General features: G+C 44.4%; 16 protein-coding genes. 13 read left to right on the forward strand and 3 right to left on the reverse strand.

Annotation, left to right across the window (positions count from 1 at the left end):
* The first annotated feature begins 22 nt into the window (after window positions 1-22).
* The 13 genes from WC676_05140 to WC676_05200 all read left to right on the forward strand — a co-directional run bounded on the left by WC676_05140 (window position 23) and on the right by WC676_05200 (window position 12,384).
* The gene (locus WC676_05140) at window positions 23-1,081 is read left to right on the forward strand and encodes an HD domain-containing phosphohydrolase (GenBank protein MFA5059992.1); all 1,059 of its coding nucleotides are present in this window, start codon (window positions 23-25) and stop codon (window positions 1,079-1,081) included.
* 1 nt (window position 1,082) lies between these two features.
* Complete coding sequence (locus WC676_05145) at window positions 1,083-2,978, forward strand: ATP-binding protein (protein MFA5059993.1); 1,896 nt, start codon at window positions 1,083-1,085, stop codon at window positions 2,976-2,978.
* A gap of 19 nt (window positions 2,979-2,997) precedes the next feature.
* On the forward strand, window positions 2,998-3,375 hold the full coding sequence (locus WC676_05150) for a response regulator (GenBank protein MFA5059994.1): 378 nt from the start codon (window positions 2,998-3,000) through the stop codon (window positions 3,373-3,375).
* A gap of 34 nt (window positions 3,376-3,409) precedes the next feature.
* A complete protein-coding gene (locus WC676_05155) occupies window positions 3,410-3,985 on the forward strand; it encodes a hypothetical protein (GenBank protein MFA5059995.1) in 576 nt (191 codons plus the stop codon).
* 15 nt (window positions 3,986-4,000) lie between these two features.
* Entirely contained in the window at window positions 4,001-4,351 is a 351-nt protein-coding gene (locus tag WC676_05160) for an Hpt domain-containing protein (GenBank protein ID MFA5059996.1), read from the forward strand.
* A 3-nt stretch (window positions 4,352-4,354) separates the two neighbouring features.
* On the forward strand, window positions 4,355-4,753 hold the full coding sequence (locus tag WC676_05165; GenBank protein ID MFA5059997.1) for a response regulator: 399 nt from the start codon (window positions 4,355-4,357) through the stop codon (window positions 4,751-4,753).
* Between the two features lie 50 nt (window positions 4,754-4,803).
* The gene (locus WC676_05170; GenBank protein ID MFA5059998.1) at window positions 4,804-6,096 is read left to right on the forward strand and encodes a citrate synthase; all 1,293 of its coding nucleotides are present in this window, start codon (window positions 4,804-4,806) and stop codon (window positions 6,094-6,096) included.
* A gap of 37 nt (window positions 6,097-6,133) precedes the next feature.
* On the forward strand, window positions 6,134-7,570 hold the full coding sequence (locus tag WC676_05175; GenBank protein ID MFA5059999.1) for a leucyl aminopeptidase: 1,437 nt from the start codon (window positions 6,134-6,136) through the stop codon (window positions 7,568-7,570).
* A gap of 194 nt (window positions 7,571-7,764) precedes the next feature.
* Window positions 7,765-8,166 carry an ACT domain-containing protein gene (locus tag WC676_05180; protein ID MFA5060000.1) on the forward strand — a complete coding sequence of 134 codons (402 nt, stop codon included), beginning with the start codon at window positions 7,765-7,767 and terminating at the stop codon, window positions 8,164-8,166.
* Between the two features lie 13 nt (window positions 8,167-8,179).
* Window positions 8,180-9,604 carry a nodulation protein NfeD gene (locus WC676_05185; GenBank protein ID MFA5060001.1) on the forward strand — a complete coding sequence of 475 codons (1,425 nt, stop codon included), beginning with the start codon at window positions 8,180-8,182 and terminating at the stop codon, window positions 9,602-9,604.
* 13 nt (window positions 9,605-9,617) lie between these two features.
* Window positions 9,618-10,370: a slipin family protein gene (locus tag WC676_05190; protein ID MFA5060002.1), complete on the forward strand. Its 753-nt coding sequence runs from the start codon at window positions 9,618-9,620 to the stop codon at window positions 10,368-10,370.
* A gap of 145 nt (window positions 10,371-10,515) precedes the next feature.
* The gene (gene fumC / locus WC676_05195; protein ID MFA5060003.1) at window positions 10,516-11,907 is read left to right on the forward strand and encodes a class II fumarate hydratase; all 1,392 of its coding nucleotides are present in this window, start codon (window positions 10,516-10,518) and stop codon (window positions 11,905-11,907) included.
* 138 nt (window positions 11,908-12,045) lie between these two features.
* Window positions 12,046-12,384 carry a PilZ domain-containing protein gene (locus tag WC676_05200; GenBank protein ID MFA5060004.1) on the forward strand — a complete coding sequence of 113 codons (339 nt, stop codon included), beginning with the start codon at window positions 12,046-12,048 and terminating at the stop codon, window positions 12,382-12,384.
* Between the two features lie 196 nt (window positions 12,385-12,580).
* Here WC676_05200 and WC676_05205 read toward each other — a convergent pair whose 3' ends face one another.
* Genes WC676_05205 through WC676_05215 form a run of 3 tightly spaced genes read right to left on the reverse strand, consistent with a single transcriptional unit; the run spans window position 12,581 to window position 15,417 of the window.
* Window positions 12,581-13,963: an NAD(P)(+) transhydrogenase (Re/Si-specific) subunit beta gene (locus WC676_05205; protein ID MFA5060005.1), complete on the reverse strand. Its 1,383-nt coding sequence runs from the start codon at window positions 13,961-13,963 to the stop codon at window positions 12,581-12,583.
* Window positions 13,960-14,277, reverse strand: coding sequence for an NAD(P) transhydrogenase subunit alpha (locus WC676_05210; GenBank protein MFA5060006.1), 318 nt, complete (start codon window positions 14,275-14,277; stop codon window positions 13,960-13,962). The genes WC676_05205 and WC676_05210 overlap by 4 nt, the downstream gene beginning before the upstream one ends.
* A gap of 12 nt (window positions 14,278-14,289) precedes the next feature.
* Entirely contained in the window at window positions 14,290-15,417 is a 1,128-nt protein-coding gene (locus WC676_05215) for a Re/Si-specific NAD(P)(+) transhydrogenase subunit alpha (GenBank protein MFA5060007.1), read from the reverse strand.
* Window positions 15,418-15,576: the final 159 nt, after the last annotated feature.

A 15,576-nucleotide genomic window follows, 5' to 3' on the forward strand; every position in this document is an offset into this window, starting at 1 on the left:
TTTAAAATAGCTATATCAATTTATGGCAACAAACGACAAGATCCTTAACGCAAAAATCCTGATCATCGACGACCAGCAGATCCATGCTCTTTTGCTGGAAAAGATCATTAAAACAGCCGGTTACGAAAGAGTTTTAAGCATTACGGATCCGCGTCAGGCGATCAGAGTTTTAACAGATTTTCAGCCTGACCTTGTCTTACTTGATCTGAATATGCCGGGAGTTGACGGTTTTCAGATCATGAATGATCTAAAAGAATATCGCAAAGAACAATATCTGCCGATTTTGGTCATTTCGATGGAAAAGGGGCAAGAGATCCGTTTACGCGCGTTGGAAGCAGGCGCGACGGACTTTTTAAGTAAGCCCTATGAAAATGTAGAAGTTTTGGTACGTATCCGTAATATGGTCGAGATGCGGATCTTAGACCGTCAGGTTAGAGAGCAAAACAAGATCCTTGAGGCGCGTGTTTTAGAGCGAACCAGAGAATTACGTGATACGCGGCTTGATATAATCCATCGGCTTGCGCGCGCCGCAGAATACCGGGACAATGATACCGGAATTCACATTATTCGGATGAGCCGGTTTTGTTCGAAATTGGGTGCTGTGGCCGGATTAAGCGAGGCCCAGTGTGAGCTTTTGTTGACGGCAAGCCCGTTGCATGATATTGGCAAGATCGGTATTCCCGACCATATTCTTCTTAAGCCTGGAAAACTTACGCCGGAAGAATGGGAAGTGATGAAAAGTCATACCATTATCGGCGCGGAATTATTATCCGGAAGCACATCACCTTTGATGAAAATGGCAGAAGTGATCGCCATGACCCATCACGAGCGCTGGGACGGAAAAGGTTATCCTCGCGGATTAAAAGATGAGGACATTCCTTTGGTTGGGAGGATTTGCGGGATCTGCGATGTCTTTGACGCTTTGACATCAAAACGGCCCTATAAAGAGGCTTGGTCGGTGGACGATACGGTTGCCGAGATCAAAAAAGGAAGCGGGCAACATTTTGATCCGCAATTGGTCGAAGGCCTTTTAAAGATCTTGCCGGAATTGCTAGTGATCAAAAACGAGTTCAAAGAATAATATGAGCGAGCCAAAAGAAAAATCTACTCTACAACCGCCGAAGCTTGACCTGGTAAGAAACTCGGTAATGTACGCCGAGTTTGTTGACGAGTCATTGCGGTATTTGGTTTCGGCGCAAAATTCGTTAGCGATGCTTGAGCGTGCCGCGGGTGATCGAGAAGCACAGGATAATCTTTTTAAAATATTCTATGCCATTGCCGGTTTGGCAGATTTTCTTCAACTAACGGATATTCACCTGCTATCTGAAGAGGCGGGTAATGTTTTAGAAAAAGTTCGCAAAGGGCTTATCGTCTTTGATGATGACACAGCGGCGATCTTGCTTAATGCGATCAGCGCGCTTTATAAGCTTTTGAGCCTTCTGAATGAGCAAGTCAGCAATGCGGGACATTTAAGCAGTCCTTACTTTGATGTGAGGCCTGCCGTCAGCGCTTTGCAAAATGTCAAGAACCAGGAGGCCTCATCAGGAAAAATCCCAACATCGAAAAACTTTTCGGCGGACTTGGATTCTGCGGTAGGGAAATATCAGGAATTAGAAAGCCAGTTGCGCTCTGCCTCGGGAGATATTTTGATCAATGCCGATCTATTGCGCGGGGTTCTCGGCGATCTAAGTCAACTTGAAAAACAAATGCAGGGAATGTACGGGCGATTGCTTTCTCGTCAGCGGGAGCTTGCGGCCGAACGTGATCTGGCGCTCGAGTTAAGCCAGCAGGCTTTAGATACCGCCAAAACCAAAGGTGATTTTCTGGCGAGCATGGCTCATGAAATTCGAACGCTTATCAGCGCTATTTTAGGATTTTCTGAGCTTCTGTTAAAAAGCCTGGCCAGTGATAAACATAAAACTCAGCTGCGAACGATCATCTCCAGTGGTAAGTTGCTTTTGCATATCGTTAATAATATTCTCGATTTCTCTAAGATCGAGAAAGGAAAGCTCATCTTGGAGCATATCAATTTCGACCTTAACAATCTTGTTGAAGACGTTTTAAAGATCGTCCGGGCAAAAGTTGAAGGAAAGCCGGTGAAGCTCTCATTTCACATTGACAAGGATGTTCCTCAGCAGATTTTTGGCGACCCGACCAGGCTGAAGCAGATCCTTATTAATCTTTTGGATAATGCGATCAAGTTCACCGACCAAGGTGAAGTTTCTCTTTCGATCATTCAGAAAGAAATAACTTTAAGCACGCATGAGGTAATTCTAGAATTTACCGTCAAAGATACGGGGCCCGGAATTCCGGCCGACAAGCGCAGTCTTATCTTTCAGTCGTTTACGCAAGCTGACGGAACGGTAACGCGTAAATACGGCGGAACAGGTTTAGGCTTATCAATTTGTAAAAGCTATGTGGAGGCAATGGGCGGAAAGATCTGGGTTGAATCGACCGAAGGAAAAGGAAGCAGTTTTATTTTTACTATGAAAGCGAAGGTTAAGAGTTTCGAAGGCACAGCGGCTTCGTCGGATGAGGTTTTCTCAAGGGATGCCGGATTTGAAGAATCAACCCAAGAAGACGATCTTAAAGATTCCTGCAAGGGCTTACGTGTTTTTGTGGTGGATGACAGCGTTTCTAACCAGGAATTGATCCAGGCTTATTTTGAATATTTAGGCTGTACGGGTGATTTTGCCGTCAACGGGCGTGAGGCGATCGAAAAAATTAAAACGAATAAATATGACGTTTGCTTCATGGATGTTCAAATGCCGTTTATGGGCGGATTTGAGGCGACACGCTTGATCCGAGAAAATGTTAATCAACACCTTCCGATCATTGCTTTAACGGCAACAAAGATGTCTGAGGAGCGCGAGCAGTATTTAAAATCCGGGATGACGGATTATCTGGAAAAACCTTTTGATATGGCTCAAATGAAAGAGAAGATTTTACGCCATTCAAAAAAAGTGTATAATCAATAAAGGCAGGATAGGAAGCGCTATGAAAATTCTTATTATTGATGATTCGGATCTTGAGCGGGAGCTGTTGACGGAAGTCCTTAAGGGCTCAGGTGTAAAAAATGAATTTCTGCACGCGAAAAGCGGCGAAGAAGCTATTCAGATCCTGGGGACCAAATTCAAGGAGATCGGTCTAATTCTCTTGGATTGGCAGATGCCGGAAATGTCGGGAATGGAATTTATGGAAGGCGTCGTGAAAGTCCCGGCTGTTTCCGCAATCCCCATCATCATGGTTACCGCATCGGGTACCGAAGAAAACAAAAAGAAGGCGCACGATGTTAATCCGCATTTAGGCGGATACGTCGTTAAGCCGTATGATCCGGAATCGCTCGTTAAAGTGATACAGCCTTTTTTAAAATAACTTTTTATCAACTAAAAGTCGAAGGAAAAAAACAATGGCAGGGCATGAAAATGATTTAGAAAGCTTGGCGATAACATTGTCAAAGTCGGTTGCGAGCATCCTTAGGGAAAAGGCTGAGCTAAAGCTTTCTAAAGAGCCGGAAGTAAAGAAGAAATATATCATCGAATACAACGGTCGCATGCGGGCCGACGGTATGGAGAAGTTCAATGATCCTACCTTTGTTTCGGTCGTAAATTATTTTGCGACCGCAAAGGACATGGAAAAGAAAAATATCCTGGGTGCATTGATCGTTTATGTCCAACAAGAGTACATCGCAACGTTATTACGGTTGTTAAAATATCCGCCCGTTGATGATGAAAATGAAAACGCTATGCTAGATGCTTGCGGCACTTTATGCAATATTGTTGCCGGCCGTTTTAAGTCAGAGATTTCGACGCTGGGGTTTATTGAGCTTGAAATGTCTCCGTTCTCAAATTATAAAAATAGTGCTTCCAATGGCGTCGGTTTTTGCTATAAAGAATATGACAAATATGAGCTGACTTTTTACTTGGAAAATAAAAAAAGGCTGGTCGTTGAGATGACCATGGGGCCTATTCCTAAACGAAAATAAATCAAAAGGAAAAATATGGGAACCGAAAATTTTGAATATGATGCGATCGCTGTCAGTCAGCAGTTACATGTGCGTCCTGAGGTTTTGAAGCGTATCGTTATTAGTTTTTCGAAAACTCTTCAAGAAAAAATCGCCGGGCTGCAAGAGGCTTTTAATAATGGGGATGTCTTGAAAATGCGGGCTTTACTGCATGAAATTCGCGGAACGTCGGGCAACTTGCGCTTAGAGAAGGTCTATTCGACGGCTCGCGTAATGCATGAGGCGGTCAAATCAGGTGAAGATAAAAACAATGTTGCTCAATATTTTGAAGGATTAAAGTCGTCGGCAGCGCAGTTATTTGAGTTTGCGAAGCGAGAGGAGACTTAAAAGATGTGGAAGATTTTAGTCGTTGAAGATAATGTTGAAAGCAGGGAATTGCTTGCTGAGATCTTGCGCGATATCGCCCAATGTGATAAAGCCGCAAGTGGCAAGGAAGCCATTGAAAAATATAATGCCGCTCTTCAAAAAGATCCCTATCATCTGATTTTGCTGGATATTGAAATGCCTGAAATGGATGGGCTTGAAGCTTTGCGCATGATCCGGGAAATTGAAAAAACTAAAGGCATTGCCTTAGGAGAAGGTGTTCCGATCATCATGGTCACGGCTCATAAAAAACCGTTTCTTAACGCGTTTTATCAAGGTTGCACCGATTATGTTTTAAAGCCTATCGACACAGATAAGCTGCTAGCAAAAATCACCGAGAAAATTGAGAAACCGAACAAGTTTTGATTTTGCGTAGTCGAAGTGTCCTTTATCAAAAACTCTAATTTGAGGTTGCCATGGACAAAACAGCAAAGCTAGTTATCGAAGGAAAAACCTATGAACTTCCGGTTGTTGTCGGAAGTGAAAACGATAAAGCTATTGATATTTCTAAGTTGTTAAGCGAAACGTCTCATATTACGATCGATCATGGATTTGGAAATACCGGATCATGTTTAAGCGCGATCACTTATCTCGATGGTGAAAATGGAATTCTTCGTTACCGCGGTATTCCCATCGAGCAGATCGCCGAACAATCTACTTTTGTTGAAACAGCCTATTTGCTTATTTACGGCCAGCTTCCCGGAAAAAGTGAATTGGAACGTTTTTCTAATTCCTTTACGCGTTATTCCATGATCCACGAGGATATGAAAAACTTTTTTAACGGTTATCCTTCATCGGGCCATCCGATGGCGATTTTATCGGCGATGGTTTGTTCGCTTTCGGGTTATTATCCGGAGCTGACCAAAACTACACCGAGCAAAGAAGATATCGATGTCATCGCCATTGAACTACTTTCAAAAGTCAGGACCATTGCCGCGTTTTCTTATAAAAAATCAATTGGCGAACCATTTGTTTATCCTCGGGCAGATCTTAAGTATGAAGCAAATTTTCTGCATATGATGTTTTCGTCGCCAACGCGTGAGTATGCCATTAATGAAGAAATGGTAAGGGCTTTGCGTACGCTTCTTATTCTTCATGCAGATCATGAGCAGAATTGTAGTACCTCAACGGTGCGCATGGTGGGCAGTTCTCGCGCTAACCTTTTTGCTTCGGTTGCCGCGGGCATTTGCGCGCTGTGGGGGCCTTTGCATGGAGGAGCGAATCAGGAAGTTATCGAAATGCTTCAAAAGATCCACGCGGACGGCGGCAATATTAAGAAATATGTCGATTTGGCGAAAACTCCGGAAAAGAAATTTCGACTAATGGGTTTTGGCCATCGGGTGTATAAGCATTTTGATCCTCGAGCCAAGATCATTAAAAAAAGGGCCGATGAGCTTCTTAAGAAATTAGGGATCAGTGACCCGCTTTTGGATATTGCTCTTAAGCTTGAAGAAATTGCCCTTAAGGATGAATATTTCATCGAGCGAAAACTTTATCCGAACGTTGACTTCTATAGCGGTATTATTTACCGCGCTATCGGCATTCCGCTTAATATGTTCCCGGTCATGTTCGCGATCGGGCGTATGCCGGGTTGGATCGCCCACTGGAAAGAAATGATCGAGAGTCCGGCGACAAAGATCGGGCGTCCGCGGCAGATCTATACGGGGCCGCTTAAGCGCGACTACATTCCTCTCAAAGAACGAAAATAATCAATCTTTAACTTTAATTTCTAAAAAGGAGTTTTAAGTGATTACCTTTAGGCCTCAATCTAAGCTTGATAAGCAAGCGGCTATTGTCCTCATCTCAAAAGTGCAATTGCTAAAAGGAAAGATCAATCCGCAAATTAAAAACAGAGTCAGTTCTCTGTACCGCGGCGGACAATTTTCAGGAGAAAACGGCGAAATTTTTCCTCTCGATAATAAAGGAAAGATCATTCTTTTAGCAGGCGTAGGCGATGAGGGAGCATCTTTAACAGCGCTTCGCGCGACGGTCCGCAAGGCTTTGCTTTCAACATTCTTAAAGAAAGTCAAAGACGTTGAGATCATTACCCATGAGCAGGGCGATGATGTTGTCCAGGCGGTCATTGAGGCGGCTTTGATCGGAACTTATTCTTGGAAGAAATATCTCAACCAGGATAAGTCGGATAAGACAGTTGAACAAAAAGATATTTGGATCACGGCAAAAGAAAAAAAGAATCTTTCCGATGCGATAACGATCTGTGAGGGTGTCAATTTTTCCAGAAATTTGATCAATGATAATGCGGATATTGTTACGTCGAGCTTTATCGAGGCGGCTATCCGTGATCTTACCGGAAAAAATAAGAAGATCTCCCTAGAAGTTTTAGGCCGCGATGAAATGGCCAATAAAGGCCTCAATCTTCATCTGGCCGTTAACCAGGGAAGCCCTAATGATCCCAAATTGATCATTGTAAAATATCAGGGTGCCCCAAGAGGTGAAAAATATACCGCGCTGATCGGTAAGGGCATCACGTTTGATACCGGAGGATTGAATTTAAAGCCGACCGGTTACATTGAAACGATGCGTACCGATATGAGCGGCGCGGCGGCTGTCATGGGAACGCTTAAAAACATTCTTGCGTTGGACATAAAGAAAAATATTATTTTTGCCGTTGCCGTTGCCGAAAACGTCATCGGGTCGCGCGCGTTTAAGCCCGGTGATGTGTTTAGGGGATATAGCGGCAAAACCGTTGAGATCGGTAATACCGATGCCGAGGGGCGTTTGGTTTTGGCGGACGCTATTTCGTATGTTGTTAAAAATTATAAACCGGAAAAGATCGTTGATATCGCGACATTGACCGGGGCTTGCGTTGTAGCTTTGGGCCATGAATATTCGGGCTTGATGAGTAACGACGATGATTTCGCTAAGAAGCTTTTGGTGTCGGCGCAAAAGACGGATGACCGCGCTTGGCAGCTTCCGATCTTTCCTGAATTGAAAGATCATATCAAATCTCAAGTCGCTGATATTAAAAATACCGGCGCTAAGGGTGCCGCGGGCGCTCTTTCAGCCGGAGAGTTCTTGCGTCAATTTACGGATGATACAAAATGGGCGCATTTGGATATTGCCGGAACAGCTTTTGTCCAGGAAGCAGGCCGGCTCTATTATGGCCATGGCGCCACAGGTGCCGGTGTTAGGCTTTTGACGGATTTTATCAAGAATTCGTAAAATAAAATTGGGACATTTTCTTGCTTATTGCTTCCGTTCTTCTTTTTATGATTGGCATTCCCTTGAGTTAATATGTTGACAGGCGTGATTCGCGGAGCTAATCTAAAACCGAAGGGTGAGCAAAAAGCGTTAAAATAAATGTTTCGTTACGGCGCGCAGAAGATGACTTTATCCCGTCTAAAAAGGAGGGGGTTATGATCAAAGCTAAAATGGCAACGCAGTTGATGGTAACCGTTGATAATAAGATCGGGGCTTTATCGGAGGTGTCAGGTTTATTAGCCGAAAACGGAATTAATCTTTTGGCCGCGTGCGGGTATATAACCGGACCTAAGGGGTGGCTTATGTTTGTTTGTGAAGACGCGCAAAAAGCCAAAGATCTTTTGCTAGCCAAGCAAATTGAAGTGCGCGAAGAAGAAGTTATTCTTGCAACCCTTGATAATAAACCGGGAGCTCTTTCGGATGTCGCCGAAAAAATTGCCACCGCCGGAATTGATATTACGCTTTTATATGCCAGTGCTGAAAAGAGCGCGAGATCAAGCACGGTCATTCTGATCACCGAAAACAATAAGCTTGCCTTAGCGGTTCTTAAGCAATAACTTTGTTCATTCTATGAAACGATCAATCATTCTGCCCTTTGTTTTCTGCTGGATATTTTCTTCAGCCGCGAGCTGTTCCAGTCTCCCTGATCCTCAAGATTCAAAAACTTCACCAGCCCAATCTGTCGATATATTGCCCAAGGAAGTTCACATCATTCGTCTTGATGATGCGACGATCAATCCCGTAACGGCGGATTATATTATGGACGCCATTGACAGGGCTGTTTTGTCGAATGCGCAATGTTTGATCATTGAATTGGATACACCGGGCGGCTTACTTTCATCAACCAGGATGATCGTTAAAAAGATCCTTTCTTCGGAAATTCCGGTTGTCGTCTATGTCTATCCCGGAGGGTCGCGTGCCGGCTCGGCAGGTGTTTTTATCACCTACGCAAGCCACGTTGCGGTTATGGCTCCATCGACAAATATCGGAGCGGCGCATCCGGTTGAATTGGGCGGAGGTGTTTTGCGCGGGAAGAAAAACTTAGAGGATATCTCGAGGACAGAAGAGTCAAAAAAAGGAAGCGGTGACCAAGCGAGCGAATCGTCTCAAGATCCTTTGAGTGATAAAATCCTCAACGACACGGTTGCTTTTATTAGGACCATGGCAGAAAAAAGAGGCCGGAATGCCGAGTGGGCGCAAGACGCGGTCGTGAAAAGCCTTTCCATCGGAGAACAAGAGGCTTTGACAAAGAAAGTTGTTGAGATGATCGCTCGCGATGAGGCAGATCTACTTGCGCAGCTTCATGGGCGGCAGGTCAAGATTGGCGAGAGAAATGTTGTCATCCAAACGCAAAATGCTTCTGTTAAACGAGCAAATATGGATTTTCGCCAAAGATTTTTAAATGTTTTAGCGAATCCTAATATTGCCTATATTTTTATGATTCTTGGTTTTTACGGCCTTCTATATGAAATTACTCATCCCGGGATCGGTTTTCCCGGAGTAGCGGGGGCTGTTCTTTTGATCTTGGCATTTTTTAGCATGCAAACATTGCCGACAAATTATGCCGGTGTCGCGCTGATCGCTTTGGCAATTGTACTTTTTATTGCGGAGGTTAAGGTAATTAGCTTTGGTCTTTTAGCATTAGGAGGGATCATTTGCATGGTTTTAGGGTCAATGCTTTTATTTGATTCAGCGCTTCCGATGATGAAAGTTTCAACATCATTGATCCTTTCGGCATCTGCAGCAACGGCGGCGATAACGATTTTCTTGGTGCGCAATGTCATTTTGGCGCATCAGCGTAAGTCGGTAACCGGGCAAGAAGGATTAATTGGAGAACAAGGGTATGTTTTTAGTGATTTTTCTGATCAAAAAGAAGGAAAAATTTTTGTGCATGGAGAAATTTGGGATGCTGTCAGCAAAGATATTCTTAAGCGAAGCGACAAGGTGAGTGTCTTGGAAGTTAACGGAATGATCTTGAAAGTTCAAAAGATTTAGAAAGGAGCAGGGAATGGAAAACAGGTTTTTGCTTTTTGGTGTCATTTTAGTTGTGTTTTGGCTATTAAATAGCGTAAGAATTTTAAATGAATATGAACGCGCGGTTATTTTCCGCTTGGGACGAGTTTTGGGAAAACCCAAAGGGCCGGGAATTATTTTTGCTTTTTGGCCGATCGATCGTCCGGTTGTTATTAGCTTGCGCCTTGTCACTTTGGATGTTCCGGCGCAAGATATTATCACGAAAGACAATGTCTCGGTTAAGGTTAACGCGGTTATCTATTTTCGAGTTATGGATCCGACGAAAGCAATCATTGAAGTACAAAATTATGAATATGCGACATCGCAGATGGCGCAAACCACTCTTCGAAGTGTTATCGGACAGATGGAATTGGATGATCTTCTGTCGCAACGTGATAAGATCAATGTGCGTTTGCAAACGATCCTTGATCATCAATCTGATCCGTGGGGCATTAAGGTTTCCAATGTGGAAGTTAAGCACGTCGACCTCTCTGAAGACCTAAGGAAGGCGATGGCGCGTCAAGCGGAAGCGGAGCGGGAGCGCCGAGCTAAGATTATCGCCGCCGAGGGCGAATATCAGGCGGCTGAAAAAATTTGTCAAGCCGCGGAATTGATGCAAAAATCTCCGTATTCGCTTCAATTGCGTTATTTGCAAACGCTTGTTGAAATCGGAAAAGAAAATAACACGACAACGATATTCCCGATCCCTATCGATATCATTAAAAATTTGTTAGGGCCGAAAGCATAGAAAAAGAATTTGTTTGAAGGCAGCCCCGACATTTTGTCGGGGCTGCCTTTTTTATTTTTAAGATACTCTATAAAATAATTGATAACGAAAAAGCGAGGGTGTAAGATAAAGCGTCCTTGATCATAAAACTTGAAGGAGAACCTTTATGAATTATCGTATTGAAACTGACAGCATGGGGTCCGTGAAAGTTCCGGCTGATCGGTATTATGGCGCGCAGACCGCCCGTTCGCTTAAAAATTTTAAAATAGGGCAGGAACATTTTCCGCCGTCTCTTATTCGGGCGTTGGGGATCCTAAAAAAAGCATCAGCGCTGACAAATCAGGAATTAAAACTTCTTTCGGCTTCAAAAGCCCGCTTGATCGCAAAAGCGGCCGATGAGGTCATTGCGGGTAAATTAAATGACCATTTCCCATTGGTCGTTTGGCAAACGGGAAGCGGAACGCAAACCAATATGAATGCCAATGAAGTCATTGCCAATCGCGCCATTAAGTTTGCCGGAGGGAAATTGGGGTCAAAAACCCCCATTCACCCCAATGACGATGTCAATAAGTCCCAGTCATCCAATGATGTGTTTCCGGCCGCAATGCATGTTGCGACCGTTGAAGAAATTCATCTTAAGCTGATCCCGGCGCTTACCCAATTACGTAATGCCTTAAAAAAGAAATCAACTGAGTTTGATAAAATCATAAAAATTGGGCGCACGCATTTAATGGATGCCGTTCCGCTCACCTTGGGCCAGGAATTCTCAGGCTATACCCAGCAATTAACCAATGATCTAAAAAGAATTGATGCGTGTTTGCCGCGCCTATATGAATTAGCGCTTGGCGCAACCGCCGTTGGAACGGGAATAAACACACATCCGCAATTTGCCAAGAAAGTTGCCCGAAAAATTTCTCAAATAACAAAAAAGTCTTTTGTCAGCGCTCCAAATAAATTTGAATCTTTAGCGGCGCATGATACTTTAGTTGAGGCAAGCGGCGCATTGAAAACGATCGCGGCTTCTTTGATGAAAATTGCCAATGATATCCGATGGCTGGGATCCGGGCCGCGCTGCGGTATTGGTGAAATTTCTCTTCCTGAAAATGAACCGGGAAGCTCCATTATGCCGGGGAAGGTTAATCCGACGCAATCGGAGGCGATGACTATGGTTTGCGCCCAAGTTTTTGGCAATGACGTAACGGTTACGATCGCGGGAGCAAGCGGGAATTTTGAGCTTAACGTGTTTAAACCGGTCATTATTTATAATGTCCTGCAATCCATACAACTTTTATCGGATGCGTGTGTTAGCTTTACCGACAACTGTGTTGTCGGCATTAAAGCCAATAAAGCGAACATTGATCGCCATTTGCAAAATTCCCTGATGCTGGTAACGGCGCTTAATCCGCATATCGGATATGATAAGGCCGCTCAAGTCGCTAAAAAAGCCCTTCGAGAAAACTTAACGCTCAAAGAAGCGGCTGTTGCTCTCAAGTTTTTAACGGCACAGCAGTTTGAAAAAATCGTTCGTCCGGAACGAATGATTAAGCCTTCGCTGTAACCCTTCGGTGAAAACCCCGTATTTGTTGCAAAATGCCCAACAATTAGGCAGAAATTTAATTTCTTGACCAAACGGCTGTTTCCATATATATTATCTTTCCCTTTTCGGTAGCAGTGCAATGACAAAACGAAAGAGAAAATGATGATAAAACAAAAAACAGCTGAACGGCGAGAATTTATTCGCGCAAAGAGGATCTTGAGTATTCAGCATCGCCTGTATCAACGCAAGGGAAAGCATGCGGTTGATGTGTGGCGCACGTCCGCAACCCAAGATATGAGTTGGAGCGGGCTTTTGTTTGCTTCAGAAGTAGCTTATTTGATGGGAGATACACTTGAGCTGCAAGTTGTTTTGATGGGAGCCCTAGATGTTTTTAAGTGTTTCGGAAAAGTTGTTCGTTGCGACAGAAAGAAAACCGGCGTTGTTTACACAGTCGCCGTCCAATTGATTTCCCAGCCACGGAAACCTCAAAGAAGTTGAGGTTTTCAGAATAAAGGGCCCCTGTGCCGTTCGGCGCAGGGGCCCTTTTCTTCGCCTTCGTTATAAAACCACGACCGTCCGCCTTGCTGAACAGGCGCGACCGTAAATCCATAAGGCGAATCCCGATGAGCGCGGCGAAATTCTCTTCGATAATTTCGCCGCAAGATGCGAATCGGGTTAACTTCCTAAATTCTTCCTAATGGCTTCCTTTAAATTCCGCAACTAAGGTTTGAATGGTTGCTTTCGCGTCCCCGAAAACCATCCGTGTATTTTCAAAATAGAATAACTCATTTTCAATTCCCGCAAAACCCGTTGCCATAGAACGCTTTAAAACGAAAACCGTCTTAGCTTTATCCACATTAATGATGGGCATGCCGTAAATAGGGCTCGATTTGTCATGGCGCGCGGCGGGATTAACAACATCGTTGGCGCCAATAACAACACAAACATCAACTGTTTCCATGATAGGGTTGATACTGTCCATTTCAACGAGTTGCTCGTAGGGAACATTGGCTTCAGCCAAAAGGATGTTCATGTGTCCCGGCATGCGGCCTGCCACAGGATGAATAGCAAAGCGAACCTCTGCGCCGTTTTTCTCGAGCAGTTCGCCTAATTCACGGACCGCATGTTGTGCCTGAGCAACTGCAAGTCCATATCCGGGAACAAAAACAACCGAACGCGCGGCTTCCAGGACAAGATACGCATCGGCCGGCGAAATCGGCCTAACTTCGCCTTTAACGCTGGTGCCTTTTTTTGCGACCGCTGAACCAAAACCGCTGAACAATACGTTTGTTAATGACCTATTCATGGCTTTGCACATGATTTTTGTCAGAATAATTCCACTCGCACCAACCAATGATCCGGCCACAATAAGCATATTGTTGATGATAACAAAACCCGTTGCCGCACCGGCCATCCCTGAATAGCTATTTAAAAGGGAAATAACAACCGGCATATCTGCGCCACCAATAGGAATAACCACCATAACGCCTAAAATAAGCGAAAGGACCATAATAGCGATGAAAATGGGATAGTTGCCGGCAGGATCAATGCAAAAAATAATACCGCCCAACACAAGCGCTCCTAAAAGAAGCGAGTTGATAATTTTTTGCCCCGCAAAAAGGATCGGCTTTCCTGTCACAAATTTTTCTTCCAGTTTTGCCCAGGCAATAACGCTTCCGGTAAAAGTAACGCCGCCGATGAGAACGGCTAAGTAAGTACTCACGGTTGTTAAAAGCGAGGAATTGGGCGCAAAATGATAAGATGACCAACCAACCAGAAAACTGGCTAACCCACCAGAGCCGTTTAAAAGCCCCACCATTTGTGGCATCTTGGTCATGGCGACTTTAAATGCAATGAAAACTCCAATGATCGATCCGATAGCAAGGCCTAAAACGATCCATTGCCATTCCAGAATTCCCTTGGTTAAAAGCGTTGCGACAATAGCGATGAGCATGCCGATGGCGGAAAGAAGGTTGGCTCGCCGGGCAGTTACTGGAGAGCTGAGCTGCTTTAATCCGATGATAAATAAAACGGAAGCGATGATGTAAGCGCTATTGATCAAGATTTCCCGGCTCACGGCTTGCCTCCGGGAGATTTAGTTTTAAACATTTTGAGCATGCGATCTGTAACCGTGTATCCTCCGACAACGTTGATCATAGCAAAGGCAACAGCTAAAGTTCCGATGACCGTACAAAAAGTGCTTCCAGGCGTTAAACCGACAGCCAGAAGGGCACCCACAATGGTAATTCCGGAAATAGCATTAGACCCCGACATAAGCGGTGTGTGCAAAGTAGACGGAACTTTCGCAATAAGTTCAACGCCTAAGAAAATAGCAATGACGAAAATAAAAATAAGGTCGATCAACATTGCCGCACTGAGATTGGTTTCCATTTAAGCCTCGCTTTAGTTCTTCAATAAAGCCGCATTAACAACTTTACCTTGATGAGTAATAAGACAGCCCGTGATGATATCGTCATCAAGTTTCAGATCAAATTTTTTTGTATCCGCATTCCAATATTCTTCAACAAGGCTGCAAATATTGCTTGAGTACATTTGACTGGCATGGATGCTGACGCGGCCGGGCAGATTTCCTAAGCCTAAGATCAAAACACCGTTAACCGTGACTTCTTCGTTAAGTTTTGAACCTTCCACGTTGCCGCCGCTTTCAACAGCCATATCGACAATGATGCTTCCCGGTTTCATTTGCGCGGCCGTCTCTTTCGTGATCACGATCGGAGCACGGCGTCCGAAGAGTTGCGCGGTGGTAATGACAACATCGGATTGCGCGCAAACTTTTGCCATGCCTTGTCTTTGTTTTTCTAATTGTTCGGTCGTGAGCGCCTTGGCGTAACCATCTTTGGTTTGACCGGTTTCGCCTAAATCAATTTCGACGAATTTCGCGCCCAACGACTGAACCTGCTCTTTAACAACGGGGCGGGTGTCAAAGGCTTCAACGCGCGCGCCAAGCCTCTTGGCGGTCGCGATAGCTTGTAATCCGGCAACACCGGCGCCGATCACAAAAACGCGAGCCGGCGTAATTGTCCCGGCGGGTGTCATTAACATCGGGAAAATTTTAGCCGATCGCTCAGCCGCTAAGATAACAGCGACGTAGCCGGCTAAATTAGCTTGAGAGCTAAGGGCGTCCATTTTTTGCGCGCGGGTAGTGCGTGGGATCATTTCCATACTGATGGCGCTAATTTGATTTCTGGAAAATTCATCAACTAAAACTTTTTCGTTAAAGGGATCGAGGAAGCTTATATGAATAGACCCTTTTTTGAGAAGGCCGATCTCTTCAAGAGGCGGTTTGCGTAGGCGTAAAATGAGATCAGATGAAGACAAGAGGCGTTTGCGGTCAGTTTCGACGGATGCGCCGGATTTCTTATATTCGTCATCGCGAATTCCGATGCTAACGCCTAAGCCTGTTTCAATGATGACTTGCGCGCCTTTTTTTGTTAGGCGTTCGACACTAGAGGGGATCACGCAAACACGTTTTTCTTCGGGATAAACTTCCTTTGGAATGCCGATGATCATGAAATACTTTTCCTCAAATTTGGTCAAAAATATTTATTGTAAATGAATAACCTTAAGATATCAAAACACCCTGCAAAGTCAAGAGAAATGACAAAGCTTTTTCTTGTTTTTGACTCTTGGCTCAAGTAAAATGGACATAACATTTTCTAGTTAACGTTT

The organism is Candidatus Omnitrophota bacterium (assembly GCA_041649175.1).
Taxonomy (GTDB): Bacteria; Omnitrophota; Gorgyraeia; order Zapsychrales; family JBAZNR01; genus JBAZNR01.

Excerpts from the sequence above, each read along its gene's own strand:
- WC676_05160 (MFA5059996.1), top strand. The coding sequence starts at position 4,001 with ATGGGAACCGAAAATTTTGAATATGATGCGATCGCTGTCAGTCAGCAG.
- WC676_05170 (MFA5059998.1), top strand. The coding sequence starts at position 4,804 with ATGGACAAAACAGCAAAGCTAGTTATCGAAGGAAAAACCTATGAACTT.
- WC676_05150 (MFA5059994.1), top strand. The coding sequence starts at position 2,998 with ATGAAAATTCTTATTATTGATGATTCGGATCTTGAGCGGGAGCTGTTG.
- WC676_05145 (MFA5059993.1), top strand. The coding sequence starts at position 1,083 with ATGAGCGAGCCAAAAGAAAAATCTACTCTACAACCGCCGAAGCTTGAC.
- WC676_05190 (MFA5060002.1), top strand. The coding sequence starts at position 9,618 with ATGGAAAACAGGTTTTTGCTTTTTGGTGTCATTTTAGTTGTGTTTTGG.
- WC676_05200 (MFA5060004.1), top strand. The coding sequence starts at position 12,046 with ATGATGATAAAACAAAAAACAGCTGAACGGCGAGAATTTATTCGCGCA.
- fumC (MFA5060003.1), top strand. The coding sequence starts at position 10,516 with ATGAATTATCGTATTGAAACTGACAGCATGGGGTCCGTGAAAGTTCCG.
- WC676_05215 (MFA5060007.1), bottom strand. The coding sequence starts at position 15,417 with ATGATCATCGGCATTCCAAAGGAAGTTTATCCCGAAGAAAAACGTGTT.
- WC676_05140 (MFA5059992.1), top strand. The coding sequence starts at position 23 with ATGGCAACAAACGACAAGATCCTTAACGCAAAAATCCTGATCATCGAC.
- WC676_05155 (MFA5059995.1), top strand. The coding sequence starts at position 3,410 with ATGGCAGGGCATGAAAATGATTTAGAAAGCTTGGCGATAACATTGTCA.
- WC676_05185 (MFA5060001.1), top strand. The coding sequence starts at position 8,180 with ATGAAACGATCAATCATTCTGCCCTTTGTTTTCTGCTGGATATTTTCT.
- WC676_05210 (MFA5060006.1), bottom strand. The coding sequence starts at position 14,277 with ATGGAAACCAATCTCAGTGCGGCAATGTTGATCGACCTTATTTTTATT.
- WC676_05180 (MFA5060000.1), top strand. The coding sequence starts at position 7,765 with ATGATCAAAGCTAAAATGGCAACGCAGTTGATGGTAACCGTTGATAAT.
- WC676_05165 (MFA5059997.1), top strand. The coding sequence starts at position 4,355 with ATGTGGAAGATTTTAGTCGTTGAAGATAATGTTGAAAGCAGGGAATTG.